At 46.3% G+C, this 22,836-nt stretch carries 2 protein-coding genes (1 of these 2 cut by a window edge); both read left to right on the forward strand.

From position 1 onward, the window contains the following. Nucleotides 1–9,975, forward strand: partial view of a polyketide synthase PksL gene (pksL, locus tag MHH79_RS09280; protein WP_340035101.1) — the 3' portion only. The gene continues 3,660 nt to the left of window position 1, outside the view; only the last 9,975 of its 13,635 coding nucleotides appear in the window; its start codon lies beyond the left edge, outside the window; its stop codon occupies nt 9,973–9,975. Nucleotides 9,976–9,990: 15 nt separating this feature from the next. Continuing rightward, nucleotides 9,991–22,791: a polyketide synthase PksM gene (pksM, locus tag MHH79_RS09285; protein ID WP_340035102.1), complete on the forward strand. Its 12,801-nt coding sequence runs from the start codon at nt 9,991–9,993 to the stop codon at nt 22,789–22,791. The last annotated feature ends 45 nt before the right edge of the window (nt 22,792–22,836 follow it).

A 22,836-nucleotide genomic window follows, 5' to 3' on the forward strand; every position in this document is an offset into this window, starting at 1 on the left:
CTATATGCCGGCGAAAACGGAGTTCTAGTGAAATTGACGATGCCTCCTGTAATCTCTGATACAAAAGACTGTTATATTCTGCATCCGAGCATGATAGATTCGGCATTTCAAGCATCTATCGGTTTGAGGCTGGGAGGAGCTACGAGTTTAGAAGACAGAAAGGCAATGCTGCCTTTTGCCATACAGGATGTCCAAATCTTCAAAGGCTGCGAGGCATCTATGTGGGCGCGGATCACATATAGCGAGGGCAGTACAGCTGGGGATCGTATGCAGAAGCTTGATATCGATTTATGCAATGAAGAGGGGCAGGTTTGCGTGCGATTGACGGGCTATTCTGCAAGAGTGTTAGAAACAGATCAAGAAGGTCCTTCTGAAGCGACTGACACGCTATTGTTCGAACATATTTGGGAAGAACGTGCTGCAGAGAGGAAAGAGCTCATAGAGTACGACACACATAAAGTCGTTGTCTGTGATGTTGGAGAACAAATGGAAAGCCTCCAAAATCATCTTGACTGTACAGTTCTGCAGCATGATACAGAGACAATTGATGAACGGTTTGAAGGTTATGCCATACAGTTATTTGAAGAAATCAAACAGCTAATGCACTCAAAAACAGGGGGACATACATTCATTCAAGTGGCGGTGCCTGCGTTGGACGAGCCTCAGCTATTAAGCGGCTTAACTGGATTGCTCAAAACGGCTGAACTGGAAAATCCAAAACTGACAGGACAGTTGATCGAAATAGAGACCGGGATGTCAGCTGGTGACCTATTCGAAATATTGGAGGAAAACAGACGCTATCCGCGTGACACGCATATCCGCCACTGGCAAGGGAAGCGATTTGTAAGCAAGTGGAAAGAAGTGTCTGGTGAGCACCTAAGAGCTGACATGCCATGGAAGGATAAAGGCGTGTATCTGATCACAGGCGGTGCAGGCGGTCTTGGATTCATCTTTGCAACTGAAATTGCGAACCAAACGAATGACGCGGTTGTGATCCTGACAGGACGCTCTCCGCTTGATGAAAGGAAGAAGAAGAAGCTTAAAGCCTTACAGAAACTTGGCATCCAAGCGATTTACAGACAAGCTGATCTGGCTGACAAACAAACGGTTGATGCCTTATTAAAAGAAACCCAAAACGTTTACGGAGACTTAGATGGCATCATTCACAGCGCCGGTTTAATAAAAGATAATTTCATTATGAAGAAAAACAAAGAAGAGGTTCAAACCGTTCTTGCTCCAAAGGTAGCAGGACTGATTCACCTTGACGAAGCAACGAAAGATATTCCGCTCGATTTCTTTATCCTTTTTTCCTCAGGTGCCGGAGCAGTAGGAAGCGCGGGACAGGCTGATTACGCAATGGCCAATGCATTTATGAATGCATTCAGCGAATATCGAAATGGCCAAGCAGAGCTGCACAAGCGTTACGGAAAAACTCTTTCAGTGTGCTGGCCGCTGTGGAAAGACGGGGGCATGCAAATTGATGCGGAAACTGCAAGGATGCTGAAAAGAGAAACAGGCATGGTGGCCATGGAAACAGATCGTGGGATTCAGGCGCTATATCATGGCTGGACGTCAGGAAAGCCGCAAGTGTTAGTTGCTTCCGGTGTTACTGATCGGATTCGTGCATTTTTACATGAAACGGGACATGGCAAAGGCCAATCTCACAATATCAAAAAAAGCAGTCTCAATCAGGAGGCAGAAAAAGCAGACTTGATCGGGGAAATTGATGAAGAGATACTAAGAGAAAAAGCGGAGAACTATTTTAAACAGGTGCTTTCTTCGGTGATTAAGCTGCCAGCCGGCCAGATTGATGCTGAAGCTCCTCTCGAGGATTACGGGATCGATTCTATCATGATCATGCATGTAACGGGTCAATTAGAAAAAGTATTCGGTTCTTTGTCCAAGACGTTGTTCTTTGAATATCAGGATATTCGCTCATTAACACGGTATTTTATTGATTCCCGCAGAGAAAAACTGCTGGACATCTTGGGAATTGAAACAGGAAAACCTTCTGTTGAAAGAAAATCAGAGCCTGAAAAACAAGAAATCCCAGTTACCCCAAGAAAGTCTGGATTTCTTCCTTTGCAAGATAAAGAGCAGAAGCAGTTAAGAGAGAAGGAAACGGAAGAAATCGCGATCATCGGTATCTCAGGTCGCTATCCGCAGGCAGACAACATTGATGAATTGTGGGAAAACCTGAGAGACGGTCGAGACTGTATTACTGAAATTCCTGCAGACCGCTGGGATCACAGTCTCTATTATGATGAAGATAAAGACAAGCCTGGAAAAACCTACAGCAAGTGGGGAGGCTTCTTGAAGGATGTAGACAAGTTTGACCCGCAGTTTTTCCATATATCGCCGCGTGAGGCAAAATTAATGGACCCGCAAGAGCGTTTATTTTTGCAGTGCGTGTATGAAACGATGGAAGACGCAGGCTATACAAGAGAGCACCTCGGCCGTAAGCGTGATGCTGAGCTTGGCGGAAGCGTCGGTGTTTATGTGGGTGTCATGTACGAAGAATATCAGCTGTACGGGGCACAAGAGCAGGTGCGGGGAAGGTCTCTGGCTTTAACGGGAAATCCATCATCCATCGCGAACCGGGTATCTTATTATTTTGATTTTCATGGACCGAGTATTGCATTAGACACCATGTGTTCTTCTTCTTTAACGGCTATCCACTTGGCCTGCCAAAGCCTGCAGCGCGGAGAGTGTGAGGCGGCATTCGCGGGCGGCGTGAATGTGTCAATCCATCCAAATAAATATTTGATGCTCGGGCAGAACAAATTTATGTCCAGCAAAGGCCGGTGTGAAAGCTTCGGACAGGGCGGAGACGGCTATGTGCCAGGGGAAGGCGTTGGAGCAGTGCTTCTGAAGCCATTGTCTAAAGCAGTTGAAGATGGTGATCACATTTATGGAATCATTAAGGGGACAGCCATCAACCACGGGGGAAAAACAAACGGATACTCAGTGCCCAATCCGAATGCCCAAGCAGATGTCATCAAAAAGGCGTTTGTGGAAGCGAAGGTTGATCCGCGGACAGTCAGTTATATCGAAGCCCACGGCACGGGAACCTCTCTCGGTGATCCTATTGAAATCACAGGGCTGTCCAAAGTGTTTACGCAAGAAACCGATGACAAACAATTTTGTGCAATAGGATCAGCCAAATCAAATATCGGGCACTGTGAGAGTGCGGCAGGTATCGCAGGAGTAACGAAGGTATTGCTCCAAATGAAATACAGGCAGCTTGCGCCTTCCTTGCATTCAAACGTGCTGAACCCGAATATTGATTTCCTTAACTCGCCGTTTAAAGTACAGCAAGAGCTAGAAGAGTGGAAGAGGCCGATCATCAGTGTCAATGGCAAAGACATCGAATTACCGAGAATCGCAGGAGTCTCTTCATTTGGTGCCGGGGGTGTGAACGCCCATATTTTAATAGAAGAGTATGCTCCGGAACCTGTGGAGGAACGTTTACCAGCGAGGAAACAGCCGGCTGTCATTGTGCTCTCAGCAAAAAATGAGGAAAGACTTCAGAAACGCGCGGAGCGATTGCTGTATGCCATTCGTGACCAAACATATGTTGAAGCAGATTTACACCGAATTGCCTATACGCTTCAAGTCGGACGGGAAGCGATGAACGAACGGCTGGCGTTCGTTGCGGAATCGATGCGGGAGCTTGAAGAAAAGCTCAATGAATGTATCTCTGGAACAGAAAATCGTGAATATGTCTATCGCGGACAAGTAAAGCGCAACAAGGAAGCCATTGCTGCTTTTGCTGCTGATGAGGATATGTCAAAAACAATTGAGGCATGGCTGCAAAAAGGAAAATATGCGAAGGTTTTAGACCTGTGGGTAAGAGGTTTGCGAATCGACTGGAGCACGCTATATCAGGATCAAAAACCGCGGCGCATCAGTTTACCTGTCTATCCTTTCGCAAGAGATCGCTATTGGATAGACGTACATGCAAAGGCTGAGGAAAAAAGAACGGAGGAGCCATTCGCTCCAGTACAGCCCGTCATTCCAAAGCCGTCTGTAGCCAGAGAAGCCAGCGGCAAGCCTGCCAATATTACGTTACAGCCTTTAATGACCAATCAGGATCGTTTGGAGCGGACAGCACCTCTGGTTCCATCAGATACAGAAACAGAGACGATCACGGCGGAAGCCTTGTGCGATGAACTGACAGCGGGCTTAGCGGAAGTGCTGTACATGGACCAAAACGAGATTGATCCAGACGAAGCATTCATAGATATCGGTATGGACTCGATTACCGGGCTCGAATGGATAAAAGCAATAAATAAACAGTATGGCACATCACTAAATGTCACAAAGGTATATGATTATCCGACAACACGTGATTTCGCTGTTTACTTAGCACACGAGTTAAGCACACAAGCTGGGGAGAAAAAACAAACGGAGACGTACACGCCGATAAGACAAAGAACAGCGGTACCTGCTGCTAAACCGGCTAATATATTTCTGCAGCCGTTAGAACATCATCAGCCAGTGCAAGAGGAAGCTGAAGAAACGATTCAATATGCAGCGGCAGAAATATCTGCATCAAGACAATATACTGTAGCAATTGAAACGCTGCATGAAAAATTGAGGGAAAGCATAGCAGACGTGTTATACATGGAGCCATACGAGGTGGATATTGACGAAGCGTTCATAGATATCGGAATGGACTCGATTACCGGACTCGAATGGATAAAAGCGGTGAACAAGCAATACGGAACGTCTTTTACGGTAACCAGAGTATATGATTATCCAACGATACGTGATTTTGCCGAAATGCTAAAGTCCGAGCTTGGAACTCATCATGATAGAAAGATAGAGCATACTGACTCTTTCGAAGCAGCCCAGCAAAAGCCAGCAGCACCATCTAATACAAAGCCGGCAGAGCGACCGCTACAGTCTGTTCAACATCCTATAAAGAAAGAACATGAGAAGGAACAAGTCTCTGTTCGTCAAGACCGCCCGGAGGATGCGATAGCGATTGTCGGGATGTCGGGAAGATACCCGGGCGCTCGTAATGTAAGAGAGTACTGGGATAACCTGGTTCATGGGAGAAATGCCATTCGGGACATTCCAACATCACGGTGGGATGTAGACAAATACTATGATCCTGTCCTCAACAAAAAAGGGAAAGTCTACTGCAAATCAATGGGGATGCTTGATGATATTGAACATTTTGATCCGTTGTTTTTTAATATTCCGCCGTCAGAAGCTGAACTGATGGACCCGCAGCATCGAATCTTTTTGCAGGAAGGCTATAAAGCCTTTGAGGACGCTGGGTACAACGCCCGAACTTTAAATGAGAAAAAATGCGGTGTATATCTCGGCATTATGAGCAGTGAATACGGGGTCATGCTGAATCGGCAGGCAAGAGCAAATGCCACGGGGAACAGCTTTGCGATCGCTGCGGCGCGTATTCCGTATTTTCTTAATTTAAAAGGGCCTGCGATTCCTATTGACACCGCTTGTTCATCTTCATTGGTCGGCACACATTTAGCGCGGCAGGCACTTATAAACAAAGAAATTGATATGGCGCTGGTCGGCGGGGTCAGCTTATACCTGACGCCGGAATCTTACATCAGTATGTGTGAGGCCGGCATGCTTTCACCTGATGGACAATGTAAAGCATTTGACAATAGCGCGAATGGTTTTGTGCCCGGCGAGGGTGCGGGTGCGCTGGTTCTGAAAAGGCTGAAAGATGCAGAAGCGGACCGTGACCATATTTATGGCATTATCATTGGCTCGGGTATTAATCAGGACGGGAAAACAAACGGAATCACGGCACCGAGTGCGAAAAGCCAAATGGATCTGGAAAGAGACATATATGAAACATACGGCATACATCCTGAGAGTATCAGTTATGTCGAGATGCACGGCACAGGAACAAAACAAGGCGATCCAATTGAATTAGAAGCTCTGTCCACCGTATTTCAAGAAAAAACAGACAAAAAGCAGTTTTGCGCAATCGGTTCCGTCAAAAGCAATATTGGCCATACATCCGCGGCGGCAGGAGTAGCCGGGGTTCAAAAAGTGTTATTGTGCATGAATCATAAAACACTTGTGCCGACATTGAACTTCACGACACCGAATGAGCATTTTGAATTTGAGCATTCTCCTTTATACGTAAATACGGAGCTTAAGCCTTGGGAAACGGCTGATGGAAAACCGCGGAGAGCATGTGTGAGCTCCTTCGGATATAGCGGAACGAATGCTCATATTGTGATAGAGGAATATCAGCCTGACAAGAGGAACGATCCATTAACAAAGCAGCACCGCTCAGCATTATTTGTACTTTCAGCGAAAAAAGAGAAGCAATTGAAGGCCTATGCTGAAGCAATGAAAGATTTCGTAACTTCCAATGAAGATATCGATCTGGAGGATATGGCATACACACTTCAGACGGGCCGGGAAGCAATGGATTATCGCATGGCGTTTTTGGCGGATTCGAGAGAAATGCTGATCAAAACTTTAGATGATTATTTGGCTGAAATGCCGAACAGCAGCATATTTGCTGCTCACGTGAAAACGAAAAAGAGCGAAATCAAGCTGTTTGAAACGGATCAAGATGCCAAAGCGTTGCTGCAAACATGGATTGAGAAAAAAAGGCTGGAGAAAGTAGCGGAACTATGGGTGAAAGGGCTGCAGATAGATTGGAATGAGCTTTATCGGGATTACGCGCCTCACCGAATCAGCCTGCCTGCTTATCCGTTCGCGGAAGAGTATTACTGGCTGCCAACTCAAGAAGGTGAACCCAAAACCATTGCTACAGCTCTGCCTCATTCCGAACTGATGCCAAAGCGCTGCTTTCTGCGTAAACAGTGGCAGCCTTGTCCGATTGAACCGGCCAAAATGACGAATCAAACCGTCGCCATTTTGGCAAATGAGGAGACAATGGCATTAGCGGAAGAGCTTTCGACGTATTTCTCGACATACCGTATATTTGACAGCCAAGAGCTGGATCGGGTATCTGCTGCGGACTATGAACACGTTGCTGGAGCAATCGATCTGATCGGGTGCGGAACGAGCCATGAGCATTCTATGGGCTGGATAAACTGGCTCCAAAAGCTGATCGAGCAAGGACGTACAAGCAAGCACCAATTGACGATCTTGGGTGTAACAAAGGGGCTGGAGGCCTACGCAAATGAGGGTGTCCTTTTGTCTGGTGCTTCACGGGCCGGTTTATACCGCATGCTTCAAAGTGAGTACAGCCATCTTACTTCAAGACATGCAGATATGGAGTGCGAAGCCTCTTTTGAGGAGCTGGCCAGACTGATTGCAGTTGAATATTATGCCAAGAGCACAGAATCAGAAGTCTGTTATCGAAACGGACAGCGATATCGCGCATATTTGGCAGAGCAGCCAGCAGAAGCCGCTCTTAGTCATAAGCAAGTATCGTTTTCAACAGACAAAGTCCTGCTTATTACAGGCGGGACAAGAGGTCTCGGCTTGCTGTGTGCGCGGCATTTTGTGAAAACATACGGCGTTAAGCGGCTGGTCCTTATCGGCCGTGAAGAGCTTCCGCCGCGTGACCAGTGGAATTTGGTAAAAATCGCCTCGCTTGCCGAGAAAATAAAAGCCGTTCAAGAGCTAGAAGACATGGGTGCGCAAGTTCAGGTGCTGTCTCTGGATCTCACAGACAGGGTTGCTGTCGAACAGAGCCTGAAGACAATACACGAAACAATGGGGGCGATTGGCGGAGTCATCCATTGTGCCGGGATGGTGAACAAACAAAACCCGGCTTTTATCAGAAAATCACTAGAAGAGATCGGACAGGTGCTTGAACCGAAAGTCGAAGGTCTGCAAACGTTATTTGACCTGCTTCAGGATGAACCATTGGCGTTTTTCACCTTGTTTTCATCAGTATCAGCGGCCATCCCTGCACTAGCAGCAGGACAAGCTGATTACGCGATGGCAAATGCTTTTATGGATTATTTTGCGGAGGCTCATCAAGATAAATGTCCCATTGTAAGCATTCAGTGGCCTAACTGGAAGGAGACCGGTTTAGGCGAGGTTCGAAGCAAAGCTTTAGAACAAACTGGATTGATCAGTTTGACAAACGACGAGGGATTACAGCTGCTTGACCAGATTCTATCAGACAGACAGTATGCTGTCGTGCTGCCGGCAGTACCAGATACAAACGTTTGGAAGCCGGATAAGCTGATGCAGCCGTCACTGCCTGTCGAAGCTCTCTCGCATCCTGTTACGAAAGAGCAAACCGGCACTCGCAACCTGTTCCCTGAAACAGTCGACTGGCTCGTAACTCTTTTTTCAGATGAACTGAAAATAGCTGTAGAAGACTTTGAAACGGATGAACCTTTCCAAGAATACGGAATCGACTCGATTATATTGGCCCAGCTGGTACAGCAGATGAACCAACAATTAAATGGAGATATTGATCCGTCAATTTTGTTTGAATACCCGACAATAGAATCCTTTGCACACTGGCTCATTTCGAAATATGACATATCAGCTGTTTTACAGCCATCTGTTCCTGAGAAACAGATACCTTTCAAGCCGCAATCAGCAATGAAACAGAAGCCGGTGCCAGAACAGCGGCCGCAACAGATAAGCCATGAAAAAACGGCACTTCTTGCTGAGGACATCGCTATCATCGGTCTTAGTTGCAGGTTCCCAGGAGCGGAAACCCTAGAGGAATACTGGGAACTAATACGTGATGGACGGTCTGCGATTGCGCCTGTTCCGCCTGAACGATTCGGGAACTCCAGCTCAAATTACGCGGGCCTCATTGATGAAATGAACCGATTTGATCATGATTTCTTCATGATGTCCGAAAACGATGTCAGAGCGATGGACCCTCAAGCTTTGGCTGTATTGGAGGAAAGCTTGAAACTGTGGTATCACGCCGGTTATACGGAGAAAGAAGTGAAAGGCATGAGGGCTGGTGTTTATATAGGAGGCCGCAGCCAGCACAAGCCTGATCCGGCCAGTCTTTCAAAAGCAAGAAATCCGATAGTCGCTGGCGGACAAAACTATTTAGCAGCTAACATCTCACAATTTTTTGACTTGAAGGGACCGAGTATTGTCCTGGATACCGCTTGTTCCTCTGCGCTGGTGGGGCTGAATATGGCCATTCAGGCTCTGCGAAGCGGAGATATTGAGGCAGCGGTTGTAGGCGGCGTCAGTTTGCTTGATGCTGATGCGCATCGAATGTTTTATGAGCGCGGACTTTTATGTGACAAACCGTCATTCCATATTTTTGATAAGCGGGCAGACGGTGTCATTTTAGGAGAAGGCGTGGGCATGGTTCTCGTCAAAACCGTCAGCCAAGCGCTTGAAGACGGAGATTCCATATATGCAGTCATTAAGGCTGCTGCGATTAATAATGATGGAAGAACGGCTGGCCCATCATCTCCGAATCTCGAGGCACAAAAGGACGTCATGCTGTCAGCGCTTGAAAAAAGCGGCAAAAAGACTGAAGAGATCAGCTATCTCGAAGCGAACGGCTCGGGATCGGCAGTAACAGATTTACTTGAATTAAAGGCAATCCAGTCCATTTACCGTTCTGAATCAAAGGCTCCGTTAGGGCTGGGATCGGTGAAACCTAACATCGGCCATCCATTATGTGCAGAGGGGATTGCGAGCCTGATTAAAGTAGCTCTAATGCTGAAGCATAGACAATTGGTTCCGTTCCTGTCAGGTAATGAAAATATGCCGTATTTTGATATAGAAAAAACAGATTTGTATTTCAGCAGATCGCAAGCCGAGTGGAAGGAGACAACGCCGGCTGCGGCAATTAATTGTTTTGCCGATGGCGGAACGAACGCCCATCTCATTATAGAAGCCTGGAATGAATCGGTTGCTCGTCCAATTAGAAGAAAACCTCTGCCTTTGCCGGAATTAAATAGGCAGCCCGTTTTAATCAAACCATCAGCTCAAAACGTGCAGGAAAAAGTGCATTCAGACTCAGGGGCTTCTAAAGATATGTTTTGGAAAACTTTCAAATAAGAGAGGAGTGGGAAAATGATAACTGAACAACTGCACATTTCATTAAATAATCCAATCATGTCCAACCACAAGGTATATGGACAAGCGTTATTACCCGGCCTTGCTTATATAGATTTAATCTACCAAGTATTCCAGGAACATGGTTATGCATACCAAGAGCTTGAATTAAAAAACCTGACCATCTTTTACCCTTTGATCGCAGATGAGTCATATGACATTGCCCTGACCATTCACGTGTCTGAAAGAAAGGAAGGGACATGGTCCATCATCATCGACGGACAAAAACAGCATGGAGAATCACTATCTGACAAGAGACAATATGTGACTGCTGACATGCATCGTAAAGAGCAAACTTCTTTTGCCGAATCAATAGACCCTAATCAGTGGAAAAAAACAGCTGATAGGATTCTGAATTTAGATGAAATCTATGAACAATGCCGCTCTCAAGAGTTAGTGCATACCGGCATGATGAAGGCGGAAGGACAGATTTATGAAACCAAAGAGGGTGCTTTAATTGATTTAGCAGTTGGACAGGACGCCCTGCGCCATTCTGAAGCTTTTCTGTTTCATCCGACGCTTATTGACGGCAGCGGCATAGGGTCAAGCTGCCTGCTCTCAGATCAAACGATGTATCTGCCATTGTGTTATGAATCGTTTTCTGCTTCAGAACGATTGCAAAAAGGATGTACAGCACGGATCCTCTCCTCATCTGTGCGCCAAAAGAAAGAACTCACTTATATGACGATTGAATATTTTAATTCAGCAGGACAAAAAGTGGCCGAGCTGAAACAATTTGCAGGCAAGTCTGTACGGAATATGTCAGCCTTTCATTCTGCAAAAGAAATTCAAGAAGAAAGAGCTGCTGTCTCTCAGAACATCAGTCGGGACTATCCCGTATTTGAAATGTATTTGCGTCAGTTGCTTGCTAAGCAGCTTGAAAGGCCGGCAGAACAAATGGATATCCACGCTGGGTACTATGAGCTAGGCTTGGATTCTCCGTCATTGCTTACCGTGGTTCAGGAAATTGGAGATAAGGTTGGAGCGGATCTTGCTCCGACACTGCTGTTTGAATTTACAACAATTGCAGAACTAGCTGCTCATCTTGCTGATCACTATTCAATTGGAGAGGCGGACAGCATTGTCCGCCAATCTCCTTCACCAATGAAGGATTCTCCTGATGGTGTTATCTCTTCACCAGAGATCGGGGAGGACATTGCCATTATCGGAATGGCGGGACGCTATCCTAAGGCGAAAAACATACAGGAATTTTGGGAACAGCTTAAAGCAGGTACCGACTGCATCACAGAGATTCCAAACTCACGCTGGGAATGGAAAGAAAACAATGGGCTGGATTCACCTGCAGGCAAGCCGCTCTCGAAATGGGGAGGGTTTATCGAGGAGGCTGATTGCTTTGATCCTCAATTTTTCAGAATCTCTCCGCGTGAAGCGGAAATGATGGACCCTCAGGAACGGTTATTTTTAGAGACGTGCTGGGAAGCTATTGAAGATGCGGGTTATACACCAGAGACAATTGCTTCACCGCAGGGAGAAAATAAAAGACAGCATGTCGGTGTGTTTGCCGGTGTTATGCATAAGGACTATTCCCTTATAGGAGCTGAAGCTCTATCAGAACACAATCCATTTCCTTTATCGCTGAATTATGCGCAAATCGCCAACAGGGTCTCTTACTATTGTAATTTCCACGGCCCAAGCATGGCGGTGGACACGGTCTGCTCTTCCTCATTAACTGCGGTTCATCTGGCAATAGAGAGCATCCGGAATGGAGAATGCGAGGCCGCGCTTGCCGGAGGCGTCAATTTGTCACTGCATCCGGCTAAATATATCAGCTATGGCAGTGTAGGGATGCACTCAAGTGACGGCTATTGCCATACTTTCGGTAAAGGCGGGGATGGCTACGTATCTGGAGAAGGTGTCGGCACAGTATTGCTAAAACCGCTGCGAAAAGCTGAACAGGACGGTGACCGAATCTATGCTGTCATCAAAGGCAGTGCGATAAATCATGTAGGAAAAGTAAGCGGAATTACAGTACCGAGCCCGGTAGCTCAAGCTGATGTAATCGAAGCATGTCTAGAAAAAACAGGAATTGATCCGCGCACCATCAGCTATGTTGAAGCCCATGGCACTGGCACCTCATTGGGAGATCCGATTGAAATACAGGGGTTAGTAAAAGCTTTCAGCCGCAATACGCAGGACAAGCAATTCTGTTCAATCGGTTCTGTTAAATCGAATATTGGCCATGCTGAAGCTGCAGCCGGCATTAGCGGCTTAACGAAGACTGTCCTGCAGCTGCACCATAAAACCTTGGTGCCATCATTACATTCAGAAGAGCTGAATCCTTATTTGAAGCTTGATCAAACCCCATTTTTTGTCCAGCATGAAACAAAGGAATGGGAGCAGCCATCTTTTACAGAAAACGGGGTGGACGTCACATATCCCCGCCGCGCCGGTTTAAGTTCGTTTGGTGCTTCAGGATCAAATGCGCATCTTATTTTGGAAGAATATATTCCGGCAGAGAGCCATTCAGAGACGATTTTAACGAAAAATGAAGAAATAGTGATACCTTTGTCTGCGAGAAACAAAGATCGTCTGCAGGCTTACGCTCTTAAACTTCTTGATTTTCTTAGCGAGGACGTCAATCTTTTAGCGTTAGCTTATACCATGCAGGCAGGACGGGTTGAAATGGAGGAGCGTGCGGCCTTCATCGTAAATGACATAAAAGATTTAACGGCTAAACTTCGGGCGTTTGCCAATGGCGAAGAAGAGATAGAGGGCTGCTGGACCGGACAAGCCAAGGAGAATCAGGAGGCGGCTGGGCCAACTTCGGTAAATGCGCTGAATAACAATTTGATAAGAGACAGTGAAATGATGGAAATGGCGAAAGCATGGGTTCAAGGAAAGCGGGTCACCTGGGACGGCCTATACGGCGATCGCAAGCCGCTTAAAATCAGTGTTCCGACCTATCCGTTTGCAAGGGAGCGCTACTGGATCCCGGTTCCTGAAATGAAAACCAGCACTGTGAATCATATCTTACATCCGCTGGTGCACCGCAATACATCAGACTTTACTGAGCAGCGCTTTAGCTCTGTATTTACAGGCACGGAATTTTTCCTTTCTGATCATGTTGTACAGGGACAGAAGATTTTGCCGGGCGTTGCCTATTTAGAAATGGCAAGGGAAGCAGCGGAAAAAGCTGCAGGTGATCTGGACGGCGAACAAAGAGTGGTGTCGCTTAAAGACATTGTGTGGGTGCGTCCTATCACGATAGAAAGTGAACCAAAAGAAATACATATTGGCCTTTTTCCTGAGGATAACGGGGACATTTCCTTTGACATTTATAGCAGCTCTGAACATAAAGAAGAAGCCCTGACGATACACTGCCAAGGTCGCGCTGTCATTTCAGATGAAACGGGCACTTCCATTTTAAGCCTTTCATCAATACAGACAGAATGCAGTTTGGACACAGTGACGTCAGAACAATGCTATGCAGCGTTTCGAAAGATTGGGCTTGACTATGGAGAGGGCTATCAAGGGATTGAAAAAGTCTATGTCGGCAAAGATCAATTGCTTGCAAAAATCTCGTTACCCGCTTTTCTAAAAAACGACAGGCAGCATTTTGCGCTCCACCCAAGTTTGATGGATTCCGCGTTCCATGCCACAGTCGGTTTTATCGTTAGCTCAGTCAATGCCGCTGGACAAGCTCAGACACTGTCTCTTCCATTTGCGTTGCAGGAGGTTGATATTTTCAGCCCATGTCCAGAGAAGATATGGTCTTATATTCGATACAGTTCAGACAGTAAAGCGGAGGACAAAGTCAGAAAGTATGATATTGATTTATGTGATGAGAACGGACACGTTTGTGTGCGAATGAAGGGTGCCTCGATGCGGGCACTTGATGGAGAGCAGCATTCAATGCCGCAACTATTAACTGATTCTCAGATGACCGGGCATACGATGATGATCCCTGTCTGGGAACCAGTCTCTTCAGATACGGGGGATAATGCTTCGTTTGCTGGTACACGAGTTGTTTTATGCGGTGCTGCTGAAGCTGATCGAGCATTAATAAAGCATCATTATCCGCAAGTTTCCTTTATCGATATCCGGCCTGCAGATGACATTGAGGGAATAGCGGACAAACTGCAAGCGTACGGAAGCATTGACCATGTATTGTGGATTGCCCCGTCACACCGGGGAAGTCTAGGTAGTGATGGACAAGGAGAAGCTGTTCTTCACTTATTTAAGCTTGTGAAAGCATGCCTGCAATTAGGCTATGGCGAGAAACAACTTGAATGGTCTCTTGTGACCGTCCAAGCGCAGCCGGTTATGCAACATGAGGCAGTACAACCCGCCCATGCAAGCATTCATGGGCTTGCCGGCACAATGGCAAAGGAATATCCACACTGGAAAATCCGTCTTCTCGATCTTGAAAAAGGATGCACATGGCCGGTAAATCACATGTTTGCGCTCCCAGCTGACCGCCTTGGCCATGCTTGGGCCTATCGTAATCAGCAATGGCATCAGCAGCAATTGATCCCATATCGGCACTCACTGTCAGGCGACACGCTATATCGGAAAGGCGGAGTCTATGTGGTCATCGGAGGAGCCGGGTATATCGGAGAGGCGTGGAGTGAGTACATGATCCGCCGCTACCAAGCGCAAATCGTTTGGATTGGGCGAAGTCAACTTAATGCTGCCATCCAGTCAAAAATAGACCGACTTTCGGCGCTTGGCCCTGAGCCTTTCTACATTGCAGCCGATGCAGCCGATAAACATTCATTGCAGCAGGCTTATGATCAAGTGAAAAAACGCCATCCTCATATTCACGGGATTGTTCACTCTGCGATGGTTTTATTTGAGCAAAGCCTGGAAAAAATGAAGCCGGAAGAATTCACCGCTGGACTGGCGGCGAAGATCGATGTCAGTATTCGGATGGCCCAAGTGTTCCGCCAGGAGAATGTAGATTTTGTATTATTCTTCTCTTCGCTTGTAGCCCATATCAAAAATGTGAAGCAAAGCCATTATGCCTCTGGCTGTACATTTGCAGATGCTTTTGCCCACCAGCTTTCTCAGAGCTGGGCATGCCCTGTAAAAGTCATGAACTGGGGATATTGGGGGAATAGTGAAGCGGCTGAGGATGAACATTATGTACAGCTCATGAATCAAATCGGCTTAGGTTTAATTGAGCCTGCGGAGGCTATGAAGGCGCTGGAAGCACTGCTTTCTGGGCCAGTCAGCCAAACAGCTTTCATTCATACGACAAAGCCTGTAGCAGTCGAAGGCGTGAATCAGAATGAATTCATCACTCTTTATCCAGAGCAACCTTCAGCAGATGCAGAGAGCCTGATGGAGCGTCTGCCGACTACGGGACAATTCCAAAGAGTGACACATGAAGAGCTTGATGATCTTCTTTACAGGCTGTTGTTAGGACAGCTGCAAACGGCCGGGCTGTTTGATGGTTATACATTATCGGTTGAACGTCTTCAACAATATAAGACTCGTGAATTTTATGGAAAATGGATTCGGCAAAGCAGCGAATTTCTCTTGCAGCATGGCTATCTTAAGAAAGTTGGAGATTCATTGGTGAGGAAGGACCAAGCAGAGGATATCGAGCTGCTTTGGCAAGAATGGAATGCGAAAAAAGAAAAGTGGCTTAAAGACAGCGAGACAAAGGCGATGGTTGTATTAGCAGAGGCCATGCTGAAAGCATTACCGGATATTTTGACAGGGAAAGTCCCTGCAACAGATATCATGTTCCCGCATTCCTCGATGGAACTGGTGGAAGGCATTTATAAGCATAACCAAGTGGCAGACTATTTTAATAAAGTGCTTGCCGATACATTATTAGCTTATCTGGATGAACGTCTGAAGCACGACCCTGAGGCATCGATTCGCATTATGGAAATAGGCGCAGGCACAGGCGGCACGAGTGCCGGAATCTTTGAAAAACTGAAACCATATCAAAAGCACATCAATGAATATTGCTATACAGATCTGTCTAAAGCATTTTTGCTACATGCAGAAAAGGAATATGGGGCGGAAAATCCGTACCTGACATATCAGCTTTTTGATGTGGAAAAACCGATTGACCAGCAGGAATTTGAAGCGGGAGGCTATGATGTCGTCATTGCCGCTAATGTCCTTCACGCAACAAAAAATATCCGTCAAACACTGCGGCATACAAAAGCAGTAATGAAAAACAACGGAATGCTGCTGCTGAATGAAATGGCGGGAAACAGCCTGTTCCCTCACATCACCTTTGGTCTTTTGGAAGGCTGGTGGCTGTATGAAGATCCTGCAGTGCGGATTCCCGGCTGTCCAGGCTTACATCCTGACAGCTGGAAAGCGGCACTTGAAAGCGAAGGCTTTGAATCTGTCTTTTTCCCGGCCGAGGCGGCACATGATCTGAGTCACCAAATCGTCGCAGCCTCAAGCAACGGGCTGGTTCGACGTATGATGAAAAATGTGATCTTGCCGGAGAAGGTTGTTTCACAAGCGTCTAATCAGGAGCCAGCCTACATTCATACCATAGATTCAGAGGAAGCTGGACAATCAAAACATGCTCTCCTAAGAGAAAAAAGCACAGAATATATGAAAAAACTAATCGGGGAAACGTTGAAAATTCCTGCAGGAAAGATTGAGTCATCTGAACCGCTTGAAAAGTACGGTATTGATTCTATCGTTGTTGTCCAGCTGACGAATACATTGCGTAAAGAATTTGACCATGTAAGCAGCACTTTATTTTTCGAGTACCAGACCATTGACGCATTAGTGGAGCATTTCATCAAAACAAAAACAGAAGCGCTGATGAAATTAACAGGTCTTGACCGTCAAGTTCAACAACAGACCCCGGCCGAAAGCAGAACCCAATCTTCACAGAAACCTGATCAGGCCGCTAAAAGAACACGGCGCTATCGCAAGCTTGGCTTCAGCGGGGAGAAAGAAACTCCGACAAACACTCTTGCAAGCCGTGACGTTGCCATTATCGGCATTTCTGGACGCTATCCTCAGGCGGAAACAGCAGAAGACTTTTGGAACAACCTAAAAGAAGGAAGAAATTGTATTGAGGAAATTCCGAAAGATCGCTGGGATTGGAAAGCTTATTACGATAAAGAAAAAGGAAAAGAAGGATCAATTTATACGAAATGGGGCGGATTTATCAAGGATATGGACAAGTTTGACCCATTATTCTTTCAGATTTCTCCGCTTGAGGCAGAAAGAATGGACCCTCAGGAGCGATTATTTCTGCAAACCGCTTATGCAAGTATTGAAGACGCGGGATACACGCCTGACTCGCTCTGTTCAAGCAGAAAAATCGGCGTCTTTGCCGGAGTCATGAACAAAAATTATCCGACCGGCTACGGCTATTGGTCTATCGCCAACAGAATATCCTATTTACTGAATTTCCAAGGCCCGAGTCTTGCAGTCGATACAGCCTGCTCATCCTCCCTGACAGCGATTCATTTAGCGCTGGAAAGCATCTATAGCGGATCGAGTGATTGTGCCATTGCCGGCGGTGTCAATTTAGTTGTCGACCCGGTTCACTATCAGAATTTATCTGTCATGAATATGCTCTCTGCTAGTGATACATGTAAATCATTCGGCGATGATGCAGATGGTTTTGTCGACGGTGAAGGCGTAGGCGCCATTGTGTTAAAGCCGCTGCAGCAAGCAATAGCGGACGGTGACCATATTTACGGTGTGATAAAGGCAAGTGCCATTAATAGCGGAGGAAAAACAAATGGATACACGGTTCCAAATCCTCATGCACAGGCACAGGTAATTAAAGAAGCAATGGAGCGCGCCGACATTCCTGCCCGAACCATCAGTTATTTAGAGGCGCATGGAACAGGCACTGCATTAGGAGATCCGATTGAGATAGCGGGGTTAACAAAAGCATTCGAGAAAGATACGCAGGAGAAACAGTTTTGTGCGATCGGCTCCAGCAAATCAAATATCGGTCATTGTGAAAGTGCAGCCGGAATTGCAGGGCTGACAAAAATACTTTTTCAGTTTAAATATGGCCAAATTGCACCATCATTGCATGCTCAGCGGTTGAATCCGAACATCGAGTTCAGCCATACGCCATTTGTCGTTCAGCAGCAACTTGGTGAATGGAAACGCCCGGTGATTGGCGGGCAAGAGGTGCCTAGGCGCGCTGGCTTGAGCAGTTTTGGCGCCGGAGGGTCCAATGCCCATATCATCCTGGAAGAATATATTCCAAGAACGGGGGCGCAAACGCCGAAAGACCATCCTCCAGCGCTGATTGTGCTGTCGGCCAAAAACATGGAACGCTTGCAAGAAAAAGCGGAACAGCTGCTTACAGCCATCAAACAAAAAAGGTACCGCGAAACAGACCTGATCAGGATCGCCTATACCTTGCAAACGGGCCGTGAAGCAATGGAGGAACGGCTGGCCTTTATAGCGGAATCACTAGAGGATCTTGAGAGAAAGCTGAACGATTTTATCGAAAACAAAGCAGACAGCCTGTATCTGGATCGCATCGATGATAACAAAAAAGCGTTAGCAGTCTTATCAGCGGATGAGGATACGGAAAAAATCATAGAAGCATGGATGAGCAAAGGGAAATACACGAAACTGCTGGACCTTTGGGTGAAAGGCTTGTCTTTCGACTGGGGCATGCTGTACGGCACCCAAACGCCTGTCCGGATCAGTCTTCCGGCATATCCATTTGCAAAAGAACGTTACTGGGCACCAGGCGCGGCAAAGGCTCCGGCGTCTATAGAACAGGATCATGATCAGCAAACAGAAGAACCTTTCAAGGTTATGACGTTTCAAGAAGTGTGGAAAGAAGAGCCGGCGACTCTCACATCGAAACGTATCAAAACGCTCATCTGTTTTCTGACTGAAAGAGAAAAGCAAAACGCATTTGCTTCAGCCTTGAAAAACGTTGATCAAGACACTAAGGTCATTTTTATATCACAGGGCGAAGTGTACAGCAAACAGTCTGAATATAGTTACCAGATTGTGCGGCAAGAACCCGTTACTTTTGAAAAGGCCTTCCAGAGCATTAAAGAAGAACTTGGAGAACCAGATGCAATCCTCTATATGTGGCCTATGGAAGACAAGCGCTGTATAAAGGACCATTCCTGTATTGTTTACCTATTACAAGGTATGTCCGCAGCAAAGCTTCATCCTTCACGGCTGCTGCTGGCAGGATGTTTTGAAGATGGTCTTGACCGAAGCTATCTGGAATCATGGATTGGCTTCGAACGTTCACTCGGGCTTGTCCTTCCGCACACAAAAGTGACTGGAATCTTTCAGCCGGCGGAACAAGGATCGATGGATGATTGGACACGTAAAATATGGACAGAATTACAGGCTTCAGCTGAACAAACGGTTTTGTATCAGAATGCGAAACGATATGTAAATCACATTGAACAGACAACGATACAACCGGACGACAGCAAATTGAAGTCTGGCGGTACTTACCTGATTACAGGCGGTGTAGGAGGGCTTGGTTATTTATTTGCCAAGCATTTGGCCAAAAACTATGCCGCAAACCTGATTTTGACAGGGCGGTCGCCTTTTAATGATGAAAAGCAAAAGCAAATAAAAGAATTAAAGGATCTAGGCGGCGAAGCGATGTATGCAGAAGCAGATGTGTCTGATCCTATCGCAATGGGAGACTGCGTAAAAAGAGGGAAAGACCGATTCGGTGCCATCAACGGTGTCATTCATGCAGCCGGAATCGAAAGCGACTCTGCTATTTTTGACAAAAAGATCGAAAGCTTCCAGCGCATCATTGAACCGAAAATCAACGGCACGATAGCGCTTGATGAATGGCTTAAAAATGAAGTCCTTGATTTTATGTGTTATTTTTCTTCTTCTTCTGCAGTTTTAGGGGATTTTGGATGTTGTGATTATGCGATTGGCAACAGGTTTCAGATGGCTTACGCACAATACAGAAATGAGCTGCATAACGGTAAAACGTTTGCCATCAACTGGCCTGTATGGAAGGATGGCGGAATGAAGATCGGTGATGAGGAAACAACGGATATGTACCTGAAATCAAGCGGCCAATGCTTCCTAGAAGCCGAGGAAGGCATCCGTATGTTTGAGCACATCCTAGCTCAGCAGGATGCTCAGCATCTCGTCATAGCCGGTCAGCCCAGCCGTGTCAGCCGATTTTTAGGAATGGCTGAACCAGCTATTCCAGAACCGGCCACTCAAGCCCCTCTAGCACAAGAAAACAAGGATGAGGTAAAAACGTTAAGCGTTGAAAAGCGTTTAGAACACGACTTGAAAGAGCATATTCACACATTGCTTAAGATTTCAAAGGACAAGCTGAATTTGAACAAAAATTGGGCCGACTTCGGATTTGATTCAATCTACTTGGCTAAATTCTCGAATGTGTTATCAAAGCATTTCAACATTGAAGTGACACCGGCTTTATTTTTCGGCTATTCGACTTTACAAGAATTGATCGGCTTTTTCTTAACCGATCATAAAGAGCTGATTGAAGCATTTTACCGGGATGATGCATCAGAGGCGCAAAAGCCCCCTGAAGCTTATGCAGCAATTCCTGTAGCTCCAGAACCGGAAACCAGTAAAAAAAGCATTCGGCAGGTTCACGATGAGCCTATTGCCATTATCGGCATGAGCGGCAGGTTCCCTCAAGCTGATTCGGTCCATGAGCTGTGGAATAATCTGAAAAACGGTAAATCGTGTATCTCTGACATCCCGGGCGAACGCCGGGACTGGGGGAGAGCTAACAGAGATCCAGAAAAAGCAGTGCCAAGGTGGGGGGCATTTTTGAAGGACATAGACCGGTTTGATCCGCTGTTTTTTCAAATATCGCCTAAAGAAGCCGAAAGCATGGATCCGCGCCAGCGCATTTTTCTAGAGGAAGCATGGCACACGTTTGAAGACGCTGGCTATATGGGAGATCGGATAAAAGGAAAATCCTGCGGTGTTTATGTAGGTGTGGAAGAAGGGGAATATGCGCATCTAACCGGAGATACGGATTACATTAACGGAACACAAAACGCCACATTGTCTGCGAGAATCGCATACGCATTGGATTTAAAAGGGCCTAATATGGCTTTGACAGCAGCATGTTCATCTGGACTGGTGGCGATTCACCAGGCATGTTCAGCTCTGCGTCAGGGGGATTGTGAAATGGCTTTAGCGGGCGGCGTCAGCTTGAATATTTCTCACATGTCTTTTGAGGCGCTGACAAGGGCCGAAATGCTGTCTCCGAACGGACAATGCAAAGTGTTTGACCAGGATGCCAATGGTCTTGTGCCAGGTGAAGCGGTGGCTGCTGTTCTCTTGAAACCATTATCAAAGGCAATTGAAGATAAAGATCATATTTATGGCTGCATCAAGGCCAGCGGCGTGAATTACGATGGCAAAACCAACGGCATTACTGCGCCAAATCCTTTTAGCCAGGCAGAATTGATCGAAAACATTTATGAAAAAAATGAAATCAATCCGCTCGATATTCAATATGTGATGGCGCACAGTACCGGCTCGAATCTTGGTGATCCGCTTGAGGTCCAAGCGTTAACGAGCGTGTTCAGCAAATATACGAAGCAGAAGCAATTCTGTATGATCAGCTCAATTAAACCTTTAATCGGACACACATTTGCAGCGTCAGGAACAGTTGCTTTAATCAGTATGCTGATGGCTATGAAAAACCAGATCATTCCGGCCACTCATCACTGTGAATCGGAAAACCCGTATATTCCGTTTAAAGAAAGCCCATTTGTGCTTTGCAAAGAAAACCGTTCGTGGATCAGGAAAAATCAGAAGCCGAGGATGGGAACGATCAGCACGACTGGAATCAGCGGCACCAATGCACATGCAGTCATTGAAGAATACATTCCGAATGATCAGCCGTCCACACAGCGGCATCAAGGGTCACCGCAGGTCATCGTGCTTTCAGCCCAAAATGACGATCGGCTTCAGGATGCTGCCTGCCGCATGATTGCGTATCTGGAGCAGAATCATAACCTTTCTTTACCTGATGTGGCATATACGCTTCAGATTGGGAGAAAAGCCATGGAAGCAAGGCTCGCGATCGTTGCAAACAATCAGGAGCAATTGGTGCGAAAATTGAAGGAATATGTGGAAGCAATGAAGAATGGTGGGATATCGGGCCAACAGAGATCCCTTTATACAGGATATACAGAAGGGATATTAGAAGAACAAGATGAAGCAGTTCTGCAAGCTCTCGCAAAAGAAAGAAATTTGGAAAACATCGCGGAATGCTGGGTGAAAGGATATCAGATTCCTTGGGAACTCCTTCATGATGGCGATCACGTTCGGATGGTTTCTTTACCTGGTTACCCATTTGCCAGGGAGCGGTATTGGGTTTCGTCAGGCACTCAGCAATCAGAGGCCGTTAAACAGCATTCACAAGATATGAAAACAGAGATTGGCGAGCCGATTGGCAAAACCCATATTCAAAAGATCATTGTTCAATTTTTAGCACGAGAATTGGGCATATCTGAGGATCGAATCAATTTCAAAAGAAACTTTCTGGATTATGGGATGGATTCAATTCTTGGCCGTAAATTGATGCGGCATATCGAAAAAACCACGCAGCTGAAGATGGCCGGCCGGGAAATCCTTGAATGTCAGACAGTCCAAGCTCTATCTGACCATTTGGCCTTAAAAGCGGAAAAACAAAATCATAGCGCAGCAGCACATCAAATAAAGGGCACGTATACAGACGAGCACATCATCGGAATGATGCAAAAGGTGGCGCTAGGGAAATTGGATTTTAAGAGTGTGCAAAACATCATAGAAGGGAGTAAATCGTATGAATCATAAAGAAATTCTCGATGCCTTCAGATCAGGAGAATTAACCATTTCTGA

The sequence above is a fragment of the Bacillus sp. FSL K6-0993 genome (assembly GCF_037977205.1).
Lineage (GTDB): Bacteria > Bacillota > Bacilli > Bacillales > Bacillaceae > Bacillus > Bacillus subtilis.